At 68.9% G+C, this 15,825-nt stretch carries 13 protein-coding genes; 4 read left to right on the top strand and 9 right to left on the bottom strand.

Annotation, left to right across the window (positions count from 1 at the left end):
* Positions 1-81: 81 nt before the first annotated feature.
* The 7 genes from glcF to DN412_RS01815 form a co-directional block, all read right to left on the bottom strand.
* On the bottom strand, positions 82-1,335 hold the full coding sequence (gene glcF / locus DN412_RS01845) for a glycolate oxidase subunit GlcF (RefSeq protein ID WP_115012936.1): 1,254 nt from the start codon (positions 1,333-1,335) through the stop codon (positions 82-84).
* A gap of 32 nt (positions 1,336-1,367) precedes the next feature.
* On the bottom strand, positions 1,368-2,471 hold the full coding sequence (gene glcE / locus DN412_RS01840) for a glycolate oxidase subunit GlcE (RefSeq protein ID WP_115012935.1): 1,104 nt from the start codon (positions 2,469-2,471) through the stop codon (positions 1,368-1,370).
* Positions 2,472-2,498: 27 nt separating this feature from the next.
* Positions 2,499-3,416: an ion transporter gene (locus DN412_RS01835; RefSeq protein ID WP_115012934.1), complete on the bottom strand. Its 918-nt coding sequence runs from the start codon at positions 3,414-3,416 to the stop codon at positions 2,499-2,501.
* Positions 3,417-3,424: 8 nt separating this feature from the next.
* Positions 3,425-4,939: an FAD-linked oxidase C-terminal domain-containing protein gene (locus DN412_RS01830; RefSeq protein ID WP_115012933.1), complete on the bottom strand. Its 1,515-nt coding sequence runs from the start codon at positions 4,937-4,939 to the stop codon at positions 3,425-3,427.
* Between the two features lie 262 nt (positions 4,940-5,201).
* Entirely contained in the window at positions 5,202-5,720 is a 519-nt protein-coding gene (locus DN412_RS01825) for a GNAT family N-acetyltransferase (RefSeq protein WP_115012932.1), read from the bottom strand.
* Positions 5,721-5,731: 11 nt separating this feature from the next.
* Positions 5,732-6,622: a LysR substrate-binding domain-containing protein gene (locus DN412_RS01820; RefSeq protein WP_115012931.1), complete on the bottom strand. Its 891-nt coding sequence runs from the start codon at positions 6,620-6,622 to the stop codon at positions 5,732-5,734.
* A 14-nt stretch (positions 6,623-6,636) separates the two neighbouring features.
* On the bottom strand, positions 6,637-8,067 hold the full coding sequence (locus DN412_RS01815) for an FAD-binding oxidoreductase (protein ID WP_115012930.1): 1,431 nt from the start codon (positions 8,065-8,067) through the stop codon (positions 6,637-6,639).
* 321 nt (positions 8,068-8,388) lie between these two features.
* On the opposite strand from DN412_RS01815, the gene DN412_RS01810 reads away from it, so the two are divergent.
* The 4 genes from DN412_RS01810 (at position 8,389) to DN412_RS01795 (ending at position 14,419) form a co-directional block, all read left to right on the top strand.
* Positions 8,389-8,943, top strand: a complete 555-nt coding sequence (locus tag DN412_RS01810; RefSeq protein WP_115012929.1) for a cob(I)yrinic acid a,c-diamide adenosyltransferase — start codon at positions 8,389-8,391, stop codon at positions 8,941-8,943.
* Positions 8,944-9,143: 200 nt separating this feature from the next.
* The gene (gene dnaK / locus DN412_RS01805) at positions 9,144-11,090 is read left to right on the top strand and encodes a molecular chaperone DnaK (RefSeq protein WP_115012928.1); all 1,947 of its coding nucleotides are present in this window, start codon (positions 9,144-9,146) and stop codon (positions 11,088-11,090) included.
* Positions 11,091-11,245: 155 nt separating this feature from the next.
* A complete protein-coding gene (dnaJ, locus tag DN412_RS01800) occupies positions 11,246-12,382 on the top strand; it encodes a molecular chaperone DnaJ (protein WP_078197789.1) in 1,137 nt (378 codons plus the stop codon).
* A 108-nt stretch (positions 12,383-12,490) separates the two neighbouring features.
* Positions 12,491-14,419, top strand: a complete 1,929-nt coding sequence (locus DN412_RS01795) for a chorismate-binding protein (RefSeq protein WP_115012979.1) — start codon at positions 12,491-12,493, stop codon at positions 14,417-14,419.
* A gap of 9 nt (positions 14,420-14,428) precedes the next feature.
* Here the strand turns inward: DN412_RS01795 and DN412_RS01790 are convergent, their stop codons facing one another.
* The gene (locus tag DN412_RS01790; RefSeq protein ID WP_115012927.1) at positions 14,429-15,127 is read right to left on the bottom strand and encodes an energy-coupling factor ABC transporter ATP-binding protein; all 699 of its coding nucleotides are present in this window, start codon (positions 15,125-15,127) and stop codon (positions 14,429-14,431) included.
* Positions 15,124-15,822, bottom strand: coding sequence for an ABC transporter permease (locus DN412_RS01785; protein ID WP_115012926.1), 699 nt, complete (start codon positions 15,820-15,822; stop codon positions 15,124-15,126). Before DN412_RS01785 ends, DN412_RS01790 begins: the two co-directional genes overlap by 4 nt.
* Positions 15,823-15,825 lie beyond the last annotated feature (3 nt).

The raw sequence follows: 15,825 nt of genomic DNA, 5'->3' as shown, positions 1-15,825 counted from the left end.
CTTGCCCTCTCCCCCGCCCCTCTCCCGCAAGCGGGAGAGGGGAGACAACCACACGGCCCTGTTACGGTCGCGGTGCGGCGTTCACCCGAGCATCTTGTCGACCAGTTCGATCCAGTGCATCACCGGGGTGCCGGTGCCGCTCTGCAGGTGCGAGATGCAGCCGATATTGGCCGAGACGATGGCTTCGGGCTGGGTGGCCTGCAGGTTGGCGAGCTTGTCGTCGCGCAGGCGGTAGGCCAGTTCCGGCTGCAACACCGAATAAGTGCCCGCCGAGCCGCAGCACAGGTGGCTGTCAGCGCAGAGTTTGACTTCCACGCCGAGCCCGGTCAAGAGCGCCTCGACTTTGCCGCGGATCTGCTGGCCGTGCTGCAGCGTGCAGGGCGGGTGGTAGGCCACGCGCCGGTTGTCGCGCGGGACCGCGCCGGCGGCCGCGCGCAGGTTGTCGGCAAAGTCCGGCAGGATCTCGGACAGGTCGCGCGTCAGCGCCGACACGCGGCGGGCGCGCTCGGCGTATGCGGGATCGTCGCGCAGCAGGTGGCCGTAGTCCTTGACCATCGCGCCGCAGCCCGAGGCCGTCATTACGATGGCTTCGGCGCCCGCTTCGATATGCGGCCACCAGGCGTCGATATTGCGGCGCATATTGTCGAGGCCGCCATCGTGGTCGCCGGTGTGGAAGCGGATCGCGCCGCAGCAGCCGGCTTCGCGCGCCACCAGCAGTTGTACGCCGACACGGTCGAGCACGCGCGCGGTCGCGGCATTGATGTTGGGCGACATCGCCGGCTGCACGCAACCGTCGAGCAACAACATCTTGCGCGCATGCACAGTGCGTGGCCACGTGCCCGGCGCGGCGGCGCTGGACAGCGCCGGCACCTTGTTGCGCAGCGTGCCCGGCAGCAGCGGGCGCACCATCTGGCCCAGGCGCAGCGCCGTGCCGAACAGTGCCGGGCGTGTCAGCCCTTCGCGCAGCACCCAGCGCGCGATGCGCTCGCTGGCGGGGCGCCGCACGCCTTCGGCCTCGAGCTTGTCGTCGACCAGCTTGCGGCCGATATCGACCAGGCGCCCGTAGCGCACCCCCGACGGACAGGTCGATTCGCAGTTGCGGCAGGTCAGGCAGCGGTCCAGGTGCAGGCGCGTGCTTTCGGTGATGGCATGGCCTTCCAGCACCTGTTTCATCAGGTAGATGCGCCCGCGCGGGCCGTCCAGCTCATCGCCGAGCAGCTGGTAGGTGGGGCAGGTGGCGGTGCAGAAGCCGCAATGCACGCACTTGCCGACGATGGATTTGGCTTCCTCGCCTTCGGGCGTGTCGCGGAGAAAATCGGCCAGGGTCGTTTGCATAGTGTGGGGAGGTTGTGCCTGGGTGTGCGGGATCAGAGCCCGGGGTACATGCGCTGCGGATTGAAGATACCGGCCGGGTCGAAGGTCTCTTTCAGGCGGCGGTGGATCGCCGCCAGCGGCGAGGCCAGCGGCGTGAACACGCCCACGGCCTTGTCGCCGTTGCGGAACAGCGTGGCATGGCCGCCGGCGGCCTGCGCTGCGGCGCGCACGCTTTCGGCATCGGTCCTGGCGGAACCGTCTTCAGGCAGCCACCAGCGCTGGCCGCCGCCCCATTCGATCAGCTGCGTGCCGGGCAGCGCCAGCGGCGCGGCAACGGTGGGCACCGCCAGGCGCCACAGCGCGCGGCCCGCCTGCGCCGGGGCAAAGAAGGGGTGGGCCTGCTCGCGCAGCGATTGCCACAGCGATGCGGCCTGCGCCGGGTCTACGCGCTCGCCGCCCAGCCTGGCGCACGCGGCGCGCACGGCGGCAGTGGCGCCGGCCAGGCGCACGTGCAGCACGCCCGCGTGCCAGGCCGAAGACGCCAGCGGCAGCGGCTGCCCGCCCCACTGGTTCAGTTGCCGGATGGCCTCGGCCTGTGCCAGTTCGAAGCGCAGCGTGGCCTCGTCGAACGGGGCCGGCAGCACCTTGATTGACACCTGCAGGATCAGCCCGAGCGTGCCGAGCGAGCCCGCCAGCAGCCGCGACACGTCATAGCCCGCCACGTTCTTCATCACCTGGCCGCCGAAGTCCATCACCTCGCCGCGGCCGTCCATCAGCTGCACGCCCAGCACGAAGTCGCGCAGCGCGCCTACCGCCTGCCGGCGCGGGCCCGACAACCCGGCGGCCACGGCGCCGCCCAGCGTCGCGGTGCTGGCCTGGCCGGGCAGCGCGAAGTGGGGCGGCTCGAACGCCAGCATCTGCCGCTTTTCGGCCAGCGCGGCTTCGATCTCGGCCAGCGGCGTGCCGCAGCGCGCGGTGATCACCAGCTCGGCCGGGTCATAATCGACGATGCCGGCGTAGGGGCGCGTGTCCAGCAACTGGCCTTGCGGGGGCTGCCCGTAGAAGTCCTTGCTGCCGCCGCCACGCAACTGCAGCGCGGTGCGGGTCTCGGTGGCTTGCCTGATGGCGTCGCGGAAGGCGTCGAGGGTGGCTTGCATAGGCGTCGTGGGGTAAAGGGAGCCGGCTCAGGAGCCGGCAGGTCCGCCGGGCACTTCCGGCCGGTCGTTCTGATATGCGGGCAGGTGGCTGCCGCAGTGCTTGCAGTAGCTGGCGTCGGGCTCGTGGCCCTCGGTCAGGCAGTGGGTGCAGGTGCGCGTGGTCAGCGGCCGCTTCAGGATGCTGGCGGCCAGCTCGGCACCGACGATGCCGGTGGGGAAGGCGATGATGCCGTAGCCCAGCAGGATCGTCAGCGAGGTGATGAACTGCCCCAGCGCGCTCTTGGGTACCATGTCGCCGAAGCCGGTGGTGGTCAGCGTCACCACTGCCCAGTACATGCTGACCGGGATGCTGGTGAAGCCATGCTCGGGGCCTTCCACCACGTACATCACCGTACCCAGGATCACGGTGATGATGAACACCGTGCCCAGGAACACGAAGATCTTGCGCCGGCTGTTGACCAGCGCGCGGTACAGGATCTCGGCTTCCTCGAAGTACACGGTCAGCTTCAGGATCCGGAACACGCGCAGCAGCCGCAGCAGGCGCACGTCGATCAGGAAATGCAGCTCGGGCAGGAAGAATGCCAGCCAGGTCGGTATGATCGAGATGAAGTCGATGATGCCGTAGAAGCTGAACACATAGCGCCACGGCCGGCGCACCACCAGGATGCGCATCGCGTACTCGGCCGTGAAGAACAGCGTGAAGGTCCACTCCAGCACCGTGAACAGCGGCCCCAGGCGACTGTGCACCGAGGGCAGGCTGTCTAGCATCACCACCATCACGCTGGCGACGATGGCGATCAGCAGCGCGACATCGAAGATGCGTCCTTCGCGGGTATCGGCCTCGAAGATAATGGTGTACCAGCGCTGGCGCCAGCCGTTCTCGGGCTGGCCCAGGCGCTGGCGGACAAACGCTTCCTGCTGCTGGCGTCGTTGTGGGTTGGGCATGGCGTGGCTCAGAAGCGCGGCAGCTCGGGATGCGGCAGCAGGCCCTTCTTCACGTGCATCTTGCCGTACTCGGCGCAGCGCGCCAGCGTGGGGATGGCCTTGTCCGGGTTGAGCAAGCGCGCCGGATCGAAGGCGGCCTTGACGCCGAAGAAGGCCTCGCGCTCGGCGGGCGAGAACTGCACGCACATCGAGTTGAGCTTCTCCACGCCCACGCCGTGCTCGCCGGTGACGGTGCCGCCCAGCTCCACGCACGTTTCGAGGATGTCGGCGCCGAACAGCTCGGCGCGGTGCCATTCGTCCTGGTCGGCGCCATCGAACAGCACCAGCGGGTGCATGTTGCCGTCGCCGGCATGGAACACGTTGATGCAGCGCAGGCCGTACTTGCCTTCCATGGCCTCGATGCGCTTGAGCAGCGTGCCGATATGCTTGCGCGGGATGGTGCCGTCCATGCAGTAGTAGTCCGGCGAGATCCGCCCGGCCGCCGGGAAGGCGTTCTTGCGCCCGCTCCAGAAGCGCAGGCGCTCGGCCTCGTTCTGCGAGACCACGATGCGGGTGCAGCCCGATGCCGTCAGCACCGCGCTCATGCGCTCGATCTCCTCGGCCACTTCTTCGGGGGTGCCGTCCGATTCGCACAGCAGGATGGCGGCCGCGTCCAGGTCATAGCCCGCATGCACGAACTGTTCGACCGCGACGGTGGCGGGCTTGTCCATCATTTCCAGCCCGGCCGGGATGATGCCGGCGGCGATCACGTCCGCCACCGCGTTGCCGCCTTTCTCGACATCGTCGAAGCAGGCCATGATCACCTGCGCCAGCTGCGGCTTGGGGATCAGGCGCACCGTGACTTCGGTGACCACGGCGAGCATGCCCTCGGAGCCGATCAGCACGGCCAGCAGGTCCAGGCCCGGCGAGTCGGGGGCCTCGGAGCCGAATACCACCACCTCGCCCTCCATCGTCACCGCGCGCACGCGCAGCACGTTGTGCACGGTCAGGCCGTACTTCAGGCAGTGCACGCCGCCGGAGTTCTCGCTGACGTTGCCGCCGATGGTGCAGGCGATCTGCGACGAGGGGTCCGGCGCGTAGTACAGGTTGTGGGGCGCGGCGGCATCGGAAATCGCCAGGTTGCGCACGCCCGGCTGGACCACCGCGGTGCGCGAGTACGGATCGACCGACAGGATGCGCTTGAACTTGGCCAGCGACAGCACCAGGCCCTCGGCGATCGGCATGGCGCCGCCCGACAGGCTGGTGCCGGCGCCGCGCGGCACTACCGGCACGCCCAGCTTGTGGCACAGCCGCAGAATGGCGCAGACCTGTTCCTCGGTGTCGGGCAGGGCCACGGCCATCGGCACCTGGCGGTACGCGGCCAGGCCGTCGCATTCATAGGGGACGGTGTCTTCCGGCTTGCTCAGCACCGCGGCGTCCGGCAGGATCTGCGCCAGGCCGGCCAGCAGCGCGCTGCGGCGGCCTTCGGCCGCGGCCCGGGCACTGCCGGTGGCGATGGTTTGGGCTTCGTGCGGGGCATTCATGAGCGACTCCTGTGGGGTCTCCGGGATGGCGGCCGGTGCGCGGCCTGCCGGTCGCGGCGGTGCAGGGCCTGCCGCGGGGGACGGGTGACTATAGCGCAGGGCAACTGGCGCGGGCACCACGCAGGACGTGAATTCCGCATGGCAGGCCCATCAAAAATGCTCATCATGCTGCGTCGCCAGCCGTTGCGCGCAATGGCCGCAAGTCCAGCGTAGCACCGCCTTGCGCGGGCAGGGAAGGCGGCCCGCGCGTGGGTCCGGGGGCTCAGCGTGCCGGCGGCTGCGGCAGGAAGCAGACCATGTCGAGCTTGTCGTGGAAGTGCGGCGCGACGTACAGCGCATCCGGCTCCAGCCCGGTACGCACGAAGCCGAGCGACTCATACAGCCGCACCGCGCCCGCGCTGCCGGCATTGACGCACAGCGTCACCTGGCGCACGCCAGGCATGGCGGCGGCCTGCGCCATGGCGCAGTCCATCAGCGCGCGGCCGAGCTTGCAGTCGCGCCAGCCCGGGGCCACGTACATGCCCCAGATAAAGGCCTTGTGCCGGTGCTTGCGCTTTTCCTCACGCATCACCCCGACGACGCCGGCCAGGGCGGTACCCTCAAAGGCGCCAAACACGGCTTTGTCCTCGGTCGCGCCCAGGCGGCCGGCGACGGCTTCCGGCGACAGGTCCTGTTCTTCCTCCAGGCTGGCGGCGAAGGCTTCCGGCGCTTCGGCCAAACCTTCGAGCCGCAGCGCCTGGAAGGCAACGGCATCGGCGGGGGTCAGCAGACGGATTTCCATGGGCGGGTCTCCTACCAGTCCAGGCCCAGCAGCCAGTCGACGAAATAGCGCGCCTCGGGCTTGAGCGGGGCCTGTTCGCGCTCGACGATGTAGTAGCCGTGCGGCGATACCGACTCCACATCGAGCAGCCGCACCATCTGCCCCAGCGACAGCCAGTGCCGCGCCATGCGCTGGCGCACCAGCGCCACGCCCTGGTTGGAGGCGATCGCCTCCAGCATCAGGCCGATGTCGTTGAACTGCGGCCCGGTCTGGGGCTCGGGCCAGTCCAGCCCGGCGGTCTCGAACCACGGCTTCCACGGCTCCAGCGGGCTGCGCAGCAGCACCAGGCCGTGCAGGTGCTCAGGTTTGGTGATGGCGCGGCCGTTGACGCGCTCGTAGTATTCGCGCCCGCACGCCGGGAATACCGGCTCGACCAGCAGCCGGGTGGTCTTCAGGTCGGGGTAGCGGCCGGTGCCGTAGCGGATCTCGACATCGGTGTCTTCGGCCTTGACGTCCAGGAACGGGATCGCCAGGTGCAGCTCGAGGTCGATATGCGGATACAGCGCGCCGAACTCGGGCAGGCGCGGCACCAGGTGCTGGCGCCCGAAAGTCGGCGGGATCGCCACGCGCAGCCGGGTGCGCAGCTTGTTGTACTCGGGCCGCGCCAGCTCGTTGAGCGACTTGAGCGCGTCCTGCACATTGCGCAGGTAGCGCGTGCCGGCGGCGGTCAGCCGCAGCGCCGCGTTGGCGCGCACGAACAGGTCTTCGCCCCACAGCTCCTCGAGGTTCTTGATGCGGTGCGAGACCGCGCTGGGCGTGACCGACAGTTCTTCGGCCGCACGCGCGAAGCTGCCCAGGCGCGCCGCCGCCTCGAAGGCGATCAGGAGGTGCAGCGGCGGGACGCGGTTGAACATGGAGGCCATCGACCCGGCGCGCCTTACTGAGAGCTGGCGCGCGTGGCGCTGAAGATCTTGCCCGGGTTCAGGATGTGGTTGGGGTCCAGCGCGTCCTTGATCGCGCGCATCAGGTCGAGCGCGTCCTCGCCGTGCTCTTCCACCAGGAAGCGCTGCTTGTGCAGGCCCACGCCGTGCTCGCCGGTGCAGGTGCCGCCCATCGCCAGCGCGCGTTCGACGATGCGCTGGTTGATGGCCTCGGCCTCGGCCATTTCCTCGGGCTTGTCGGGGTCGATCAGGATCGCCACGTGGAAGTTGCCGTCGCCGACATGGCCGACGATGGGGCAGGGCAGCGCCGAGGCGTTCAGGTCCTTCTCAGTCTCGGTGACGCAGTCGGCCAGGCGCGAGATCGGCACGCACACGTCGGTGGTCACCGACTTGCAGCCCGGCTTGAGCTGCAGCATGGCGAAGTACGCGGTATGGCGCGCGTTCCACAGCCGGCTGCGGTCTTCCGGGCGCGTGGCCCACTCGAAGCCCTGGCCGCCGTGCTCGGCGGTGATCTGCTGCACGGTCTCGGCCTGCTCGCGCACGCCGGCCTCGGTGCCGTGGAATTCGAAGAACAGGTGCGGGGTCTCGGGCAGGGTCAGGCTGTCGTGGCGGTTGATGGCGCGGATCGCCAGCGCATCGACAAACTCCACCCGCGCCACCGGCACGCCCAGCTGGATGGTCTGGATCACCGCCTGCACCGCGCTGCCCATGCTGGAGAAGGCGCACACCGCGGCGGAGATCGCCTCCGGCTGCGGGTAGAGGCGCACCGTCACCTCGGTGATGATGCCCAGCGTGCCTTCGCTGCCGATAAAAAGCCGGGTCAGGTCATAGCCCGCCGACGACTTGCGCGCCTGCGTGCCGGTGCGGACCACGCGGCCGTCGGCGGTCACCACCGTCAGCGCCAGCACGTTCTCGCGCATGGTGCCGTAGCGCACCGCGTTGGTCCCCGAGGCGCGCGTGGCGCACATGCCGCCCAGCGAGGCATCGGCGCCCGGGTCGATCGGGAAGAACAGGCCGGTGTCCTTGATTTCCTGGTTCAGCTGCTTGCGCGTGACGCCGGGCTGCACCGTCACGGTCAGGTCCTCGGGCTGCACTGCCAGGACCTTGTTCATCTGCGACAGGTCCAGGCTGACGCCGCCGGCCACGGCCAGCAGGTGGCCTTCCAGCGACGAGCCGGCGCCGTAAGGGATCAGCGGCACGCCATGCTGGTTGCACAGCCGCGCCACCGCGGCCACTTCCTCGGTGCTGTGGGCAAAGACCACGGCATCGGGCAGCGCCGGCGGGAACGGGGATTCGTCGCGGCCGTGGTGCTCGCGCACGCCGGCGGAGGTGGTGAAGCGCTCGCCGAAGCGTGCTGCAAGGGCTTCGCTGAAGGCGGGCGGCAGCGGACGGCGGGCGAGCGTGGCGGGCGGCGTGGGGTGGTTCATGCGGGTCTCCGGCGGGTCGGCGCGATGGTGGTGCTGTGCAGTCCGGGGCAAGCTCCGGAATGGCTGGCAGGGGGCGCGACCCGGTGATCGAATGGACGATGAAAGGGGGATACCGGCATTCTACGCCGCGCGGCGGTTCATGCACCCTGGCCGGCTGGCGGCCGGCAGGTACTGGCCGATAGCCGCACAGCCAGCGCCAACACACAAGGGCGTGGCCCGCCGGCACGCTCCGGCGCGATAATGCGCCTTTCCCCCTGGCGCTTCGCATTGCGGGGCGGACCACGAGCAAACGCTTGCCAACACGCTTACGAGGAGACCGGCATGGGCAACCGCCTGTCCAAGATTGCGACCCGCACCGGCGACGCCGGCACCACCGGCCTGGGCGACGGCAGCCGCACCGGCAAGGACAGCCTGCGCATCGCCGCCATCGGCGACGTCGACGAGCTGAACTGCCACGTCGGGGTGCTGCTGACCGAGGACCTGCCCGAGGACGTGCGCGCCGCGCTGCTGCATATCCAGCACGACCTGTTCGACCTGGGTGGCGAGCTCTCCATCCCGGGCTACACCTTGCTCAAGCCCGAGCAGGTGGCGCAGCTCGACACCTGGCTGGCGGACTACAACGCCAACCTGCCGCGGCTGGCCGAATTCATCCTGCCCGGCGGCAGCCGCGCCGCGGCGCAGGCCCATGTCTGCCGTACCGTGTGCCGGCGCGCCGAGCGCGCGCTGGTGGCGCTCGGCGCGGCCGAGGCGCTGAACGAGGCGCCGCGCCAGTACCTGAACCGGCTCTCCGACCTGATGTTCGTGCTGGCGCGGGTGCTGAACCGGGCGGGCGGCGCTTCGGACGTACTGTGGCAGCGCGATCGCGACGCGTCCTGAGGTATTGAATGGGCCACTTTCGGTGGCCAGGCGGCGCCGGCGGCTCAAGCCCCGGCGGCGGATGCCGTTGAGAAGGGCGAGAAACCGAGAAAATTACTCGGATTTGCCGGTTCTGCCCTTGAAAAGCCCCCGGACGGCCACATTTCGGCCTCAGGTTGAATTGCAGCCGCGCGGATAGCGAGGCTCAAGAGGAGAGAATAATGGGTAAGATCATCGGTATCGACCTCGGTACCACCAATAGCTGCGTCTCGATCCTGGAGGGCAACACCCCCAAGGTCATCGAAAATTCCGAAGGCACCCGCACCACCCCGTCGATCATCGCCTACATGGAAGACGGCGAGATCCTGGTCGGCGCGCCGGCCAAGCGCCAGGCGGTGACCAATCCGCGCAACACTCTGTACGCGGTCAAGCGCCTGATCGGCCGCAAGTTCGAAGAGAAGGAAGTCCAGAAGGACATCGGCCTGATGCCGTACTCCATCGTCAAGGCCGACAACGGCGACGCATGGGTGTCGGTGCGCGACCAGAAGCTGGCGCCGCCGCAGGTTTCCGCCGAAGTGCTGCGCAAGATGAAGAAGACGGCCGAGGACTACCTCGGCGAGCCGGTGACCGAAGCCGTGATCACCGTGCCGGCTTACTTCAACGACTCGCAGCGCCAGGCCACCAAGGACGCCGGCCGCATCGCCGGCCTGGACGTCAAGCGCATCATCAACGAGCCGACCGCGGCCGCGCTGGCGTTCGGCATGGACAAGAACGAGAAGGGCGATCGCAAGATCGCCGTGTATGACCTCGGCGGCGGTACCTTCGATATCTCGATCATCGAGATCGCGGACGTCGACGGCGAGAAGCAGTTCGAAGTGCTGTCGACCAACGGCGACACCTTCCTCGGCGGCGAGGACTTCGACCAGCGCATCATCGACTACATCATCAGCGAGTTCAAGAAGGACCAGGGCGTGGACCTGTCCAAGGACGTGCTCGCGCTGCAGCGCCTGAAGGAAGCCGCTGAAAAAGCCAAGATCGAACTGTCGAGCTCGCAGCAGACCGAGATCAACCTGCCGTACATCACGGCGGATGCCTCGGGTCCGAAGCACCTGAACCTGAAGATGACCCGCGCCAAGCTCGAATCCCTGGTGGAAGAGCTGATCACGCGCACCATCGAGCCGTGCCGCATCGCCATCAAGGATGCGGGCGTCAAGGTGAGCGAGATCGACGACGTGATCCTGGTCGGCGGCATGACCCGCATGCCCAAGGTGCAGGAGCAGGTCAAGGAGTTCTTCGGCAAGGAAGCGCGCAAGGACGTGAACCCGGATGAAGCCGTGGCCGTCGGTGCCGCGATCCAGGGCTCGGTGCTGTCGGGCGACCGCAAGGACGTGCTGCTGCTGGACGTGACGCCGCTGTCGCTGGGGATCGAGACCCTGGGCGGCGTGATGACCAAGATGATCACCAAGAACACCACCATCCCGACCAAGCATGCGCAGGTGTTCTCGACCGCCGACGACAACCAGCCGGCCGTGACCATCAAGGTGTACCAGGGCGAGCGTGAAATGGCGACCGGCAACAAGCTGCTGGGCGAGTTCAACCTGGAAGGCATTCCGCCCGCACCGCGCGGCACGCCGCAGATTGAGGTCTCGTTCGACATCGACGCCAACGGCATCCTGCACGTGGGCGCCAAGGACAAGGCCAGCGGCAAGGAAAACCGCATCACCATCAAGGCGAACTCGGGCCTGTCGGAAGACGAGATCCAGCGCATGGTGAAGGACGCCGAGGCCAACGCCGAGGAAGACAAGAAGGCCCGCGAGCTGGCTGATGCCCGCAACCAGGCCGACGCGCTGATCCACTCGACGAAGAAGGCCCTGACCGAATACGGTGACAAGCTGGACGCGGGCGAGAAGGAAAAGATCGAAGCCGCGATCAAGGAACTGGAAGACGCCGCACGCGGCGGCGACAAGGCCGAGATCGACGCCAAGGTCAACGCGCTGTCCGAAGTCAGCCAGAAGCTGGGCGAGAAGGTCTACGCCGACATGCAGGCCAAGGCTGGCGAAGGTGCCGCGCCGGGTGCTGCCGGTGCTGCCGGCGGCCAGCAGCAGGCCCATCCGCAGGACGACAACGTCGTGGACGCCGAATTCAAGGAAGTCAACGACAAGAAGTAATCGGGCCGGCGGAGAGTGATCTCCGCCTCCCCCGACGCCGGGCGACGGACATCGGACCAGGTGGGTAACCACCGTCGGATGCCTCGCTCGGCTTTTTTGCTATTCGCCAGGCCTGCGCCGGACGCGCATGCCAGGCCAATCAGGTAAGAGCCACCATGGCAAAACGTGACTACTACGAAGTGCTCGGGGTAGGCAAGAACGCGAGCGACGACGAGATCAAGAAGGCTTATCGCAAGCTCGCGATGAAGTACCACCCGGACCGCAATCCGGACAGCAAGGAATCCGAGGAAAAATTCAAGGAGGTCAAAGAGGCCTACGAGATGCTTTCCGACGCCGAGAAGAAGGCAGCCTACGACCAGTATGGCCACGCCGGCGTGGATCCGAACATGGCTGGCGGCTTCGGCGGCGGCCAGGGCTACGGCGGCTTTGCCGAGGCCTTCGGCGACATCTTCGGCGACATCTTCGGCCAGCAGGCCGGTGGCCGCCGCGGTGGCGGCGGCCCGCAGGCCTACCGCGGCGCCGACCTGCGCTACAGCATGGAAATCTCGCTGGAGCAGGCCGCTCACGGCCACGAAGCGCAGATCCGCGTGCCGCACTGGGACGATTGCGACCACTGCCACGGCAATGGCGCCGAACCGGGCTCGAGCGTGGAAACCTGCCCGACCTGCCACGGCGCCGGCCAGGTGCGCGTGTCGCAGGGCTTCTTCAGCATGCAGCAGACCTGCCCGAAGTGCCACGGCAGCGGCAAGTTCATCCCCAAGCCCTGCACCAAGTGCCACGGCCAGGGCAAGCTGAAGTCGCAGAAGACGCTGGAAGTGAAGATTCCGGCCGGCATCGACGAAGGCATGCGCATCCGCTCGTCGGGCAACGGCGAGCCGGGCATCAACGGCGGCCCCCCGGGCGACCTGTATGTGGAAGTCCACATCAAGGCGCACCCGATGTTCGAGCGCGACGGCGACGACCTGCACTGCCAGATGCCGATCTCGTTCGCCACCGCGGCGCTGGGCGGCGACCTGGAAGTGCCGACGCTGAGCGGCAAGGCCACCTTCCCGGTGCCTGAAGCCACCCAGTCCGGCAAGACCTTCCGCCTGCGCGGCAAGGGCATCAAGGGCGTGCGCTCCGGCTATCCGGGCGACCTCTACGTGCATGTGAACGTGGAGACGCCGGTCAAGCTGACCGAGGCGCAGAAGGAAATGCTGCGCCAGTTCGACCGCTCGGTGCATGAGGGCGGCTCGCGCCACAGCCCGCAGGAGCAATCCTGGCTGGACAAGGTGAAGAGCTTCTTCAGCTGACCGGGTTTGCAGTATCGGACCGGCCACGTGCGAGCGTGGCCGGTCTTGTTTTTGGCGCGCGATAATGCCAGGGTTGTCCCCGCCGCTTCTTTTCTGACGATTTTCCCCGTGGTAGCCAGCATCCAGCCCCCGCCCTCACCCCCGGCCCCTCTTCCGCATGCGGGAGAGGGGAGCATCCAGCCAGGGGGAGGAGACGTCTTCGTTCTGCTTGACGACGCCACGGCCCCGGCGGCGCAAGCCGCATCACGCCTCTACACCGGCTTCATCCGCGCAGACGTGTTGCCCGCCGGCAGCGATATCGCGCAGCTCGACACGATGCTCGCCGACGGCTGGCGCCGGGGCTGGCATGCGACCTTGTTCACCCCCTACGAATTCGGCGGCGCGCTGGTCGATGCCCCGGTGCATACCGGCAACGCCATGCCGTTCCACGACGGCGCGCTGCGCCTGCTGTGGTTCCGTGACCTGCGCCGGCTCGATGCCGCCGGGGTCACGGCGTGGCTGCAGTCCAGGGCAGACCCGAAGCCCGCAGGCCTGATGGATGTCACATCCGACACCTCCCGCGCAGCCTTCGATGACGCCATCGCCCGCATCCACCAGTGGATCGAGGCCGGCGACACCTACCAGGTCAACTACACCCAGCGCCTGCGCTTCGGCGCGTTTGGCGATCCGGTCGCGCTGTACGCCGCGCTGCGCGCCGCGCAGCCGGTGCCCTATGGCGTGCTCGCGAGCCTGCCGGATGGCGCCACGGTGCTGTCGCTGTCGCCCGAGCTGTTCGTGCGCCACGACGGCCACGGCCATTTGCTGACGCGGCCGATGAAGGGCACCGCGCCGCGCTCCGGCGACGCCGCGCGCGATGCGCAGGCCGCTGCCGCGCTGGCCGCCGATGCCAAGAACCGCGCCGAGAACGTGATGATCGTCGACCTGCTGCGCAACGACCTGGGCCGCGTCGCGCAGCCCGGCAGCGTGGCGGTGCCCGAGCGCTTTGCGGTGCAGCCGTTCGGCGCGGTGCTGCAGATGACTTCCACCGTGACCGCGACCGCGCGGCCCGGCACCGGCTTTGGCGCGCTGATGGCGGCGCTGTTCCCGTGCGGCTCGATCACCGGCGCGCCCAAGCGGCGCACCATGCAGATCATTGCCGAACTGGAGCGCGCGCCGCGCGGGCTGTACACCGGCGCGATCGGCTGGATCGATGCGCCGTCCGCAGATGCCATGGCAGGCCCGTTCGCGCTGTCGGTGGCGATCCGCACGCTGGTGCTGGCGCCGCCCGCGGCCAGCGGCCTGCGCGCCGGCGAGATGGGCGTGGGCGGAGGCATCGTCCATGACAGCGTGGCGGCGGAGGAGTTTGCCGAATGCGGCTGGAAGGCGCGCTTCCTGACGCGGCACGATCCCGGCTTCACACTGTTCGAGACCATGCGCGTGCAGGAGGGCAAGTGCCTGTACCTGGCGCGGCATCTGGCACGGATCGGGGCCTCGGCACAGGCGTTCGGCTTTGCCTTCGATATGGATGCGGCGCGCGCGGCGGTAGCCGCACAAGTGGCGCAACTGGGTGCCGGCACATGGCGCCTGCGCCTGAGCATGGACAAGGCGGGCACGCTGGCATTTGCCAGCGGCGCGGTGGCGCCGATGCCGGCGGGGCCGGTCGGGATCGACATCGCCCCGGAACCGCTGCCCGTTGCCGACCCGCTGCGCCGCCACAAGACCAGTGCGCGCGCGGTGTTCGATGCGGGCTGGCAGTCCGCCGAGCGCGCCGGCGGCTTCGACCGGCTGTTCTTCAACGCGCGTGGCGAACTGCTGGAAGGCGGGCGCAGTTCGGTCTTCGTGCGGATCGATGGCCGCTGGCTGACGCCGCCGTTGTCGGCCGACATCCTGCCCGGCGTGATGCGCGCGGTGGTGCTGGACGAGGGCGGGGCGGCGCTGGGCGCGCCGGGCGAGACGGTGGAGGAAGCGGTAGTCACGCGCGCGATGCTGGCGCGCGCCGAGGCCATCGTTCTGGTCAACGCGCTGCGCGGCGTGCTGCCGGCCACGCTATCGGCTTAGTCGCAGCCGCTATGGGTGGTGCGTGTCCAGCACGCCGTCGCCCAGCTTCCAGCGCACCACGCCCGGCAGGTTGATCAGCTCGCGGTCGTGGCAGATCATCACCACGGTGCGGCCTTCGGCGGCGAGGTCGCCGACCAGCCCGATCACCTGCTCGCGCGCATGGCCGTCCAGGCTCGAGGTGGGCTCATCCAGCAGCAGCAAGTCCGGTTCCAGCACCTTGGCGCGCGCCAGCGCCACGCGCTGGATCTCGCCGCCGGACAGGTATTCGGGCGCGGTGTCCTGCAGGTGCGACACGCCGGCCCAGCCCAGCGCCTCGCCCACGCGGCGGGCGATGTCGTGGCGCGGCAGGCCGCGCGCGTGCAGGCCGTAGGCGATGTTCTCGCGCACCGAGGTGCGGAACAGGTAAGGATGCTGGTGCAGGTAGGCGATGCGCCGGCGCAGCGCCGGCGGCAGCGGGGTCAGCGCTGCGCTGTGCGCGTGGCCCTGGGCATCGGTCCACTGCACGGTCGCGCCGGGCGCGGCCTCCAGCCCCGCCAGCATGCGCAGCAGCGTGGTCTTGCCGGCGCCGTTCATGCCGGTCATCACGATCGCGGTGGCGCGCGGGATCATTAGCGTGTCGATGGCAAAGAGCTTGCGCAGGCCGATGGTGCGCGCCAGCCCGCGCACGGTCAGCAGCGGGCTGTGGTCATGGGCAGCGGAGGGTGTCATCGGCGGAAGCCTCCGGCACCCTGCAGCCAGGCCATGCCGATATTGACCAGCAGCGCCAGCGCCACCAGCACGATGCCCAGCGCGATGCCCTGCGCGAACTCGCCCTTGCTGGTTTCCAGCGCGATGGCGGTGGTGATGGTGCGGGTCGAGCCTTCGATATTGCCGCCGATCATCAAGGCCGAGCCGACCTCGGCAATCACGCGGCCGAAGCCGGCGACCACCGCGGCCATCAGCCCGAAGCGCAGTTCGCGGATCACGGTCAGGAAGGTGCGCCAGCGGCCGGCGCCCAGCACCCAGGCGGTCTCGCGCAGGCGCACGTCGGCCCCCTGCAGGGTCGACAGCGCAAACGCCAGCACCACCGGGAAGCCGATCACCGCCTGCCCCAGCACCATGCCCGACGGCGTGAACAGCAGGTGCAGGCTGCCCAGCGGGCCCTGGCGCGTGAGCAGCAGGTAGAGGACCAGCCCGACCAGCACGGTCGGGAACGACAGAAAGGCCTGCGCCACCACCACCACCGCGCGCCGGCCCGGGAACTGCCGCGTGGCGATCAGCCAGGCCGCGGCAATGGCCGGCATCGTGGCGATGGCCAGCCCCAGCACCGCCACCATCAGCGAGGTCCAGACAATGAACCACAGGCCGGCGTCGCCGCTGGCCAGCAGGCGGAAGGCGTCGGCGGTGGCGCTGCCGATCTCCACCGG

The sequence above is a fragment of the Cupriavidus lacunae genome (assembly GCF_003353055.1).
Lineage (GTDB): Bacteria > Pseudomonadota > Gammaproteobacteria > Burkholderiales > Burkholderiaceae > Cupriavidus > Cupriavidus lacunae.
This window is presented reverse-complemented; position numbering and strand designations above follow the sequence as displayed.

Bases quoted from the DNA above. Each gene is read 5' to 3' on its own strand.
- dnaK (WP_115012928.1), top strand. From the start codon at position 9,144: ATGGGTAAGATCATCGGTATCGACCTCGGTACCACCAATAGCTGCGTC.
- glcE (WP_115012935.1), bottom strand. From the start codon at position 2,471: ATGCAAGCCACCCTCGACGCCTTCCGCGACGCCATCAGGCAAGCCACC.
- DN412_RS01820 (WP_115012931.1), bottom strand. From the start codon at position 6,622: ATGGCCTCCATGTTCAACCGCGTCCCGCCGCTGCACCTCCTGATCGCC.
- DN412_RS01790 (WP_115012927.1), bottom strand. From the start codon at position 15,127: ATGACACCCTCCGCTGCCCATGACCACAGCCCGCTGCTGACCGTGCGC.
- DN412_RS01810 (WP_115012929.1), top strand. From the start codon at position 8,389: ATGGGCAACCGCCTGTCCAAGATTGCGACCCGCACCGGCGACGCCGGC.
- DN412_RS01835 (WP_115012934.1), bottom strand. From the start codon at position 3,416: ATGCCCAACCCACAACGACGCCAGCAGCAGGAAGCGTTTGTCCGCCAG.
- DN412_RS01830 (WP_115012933.1), bottom strand. From the start codon at position 4,939: ATGAATGCCCCGCACGAAGCCCAAACCATCGCCACCGGCAGTGCCCGG.
- glcF (WP_115012936.1), bottom strand. From the start codon at position 1,335: ATGCAAACGACCCTGGCCGATTTTCTCCGCGACACGCCCGAAGGCGAG.
- DN412_RS01825 (WP_115012932.1), bottom strand. From the start codon at position 5,720: ATGGAAATCCGTCTGCTGACCCCCGCCGATGCCGTTGCCTTCCAGGCG.
- dnaJ (WP_078197789.1), top strand. From the start codon at position 11,246: ATGGCAAAACGTGACTACTACGAAGTGCTCGGGGTAGGCAAGAACGCG.
- DN412_RS01815 (WP_115012930.1), bottom strand. From the start codon at position 8,067: ATGAACCACCCCACGCCGCCCGCCACGCTCGCCCGCCGTCCGCTGCCG.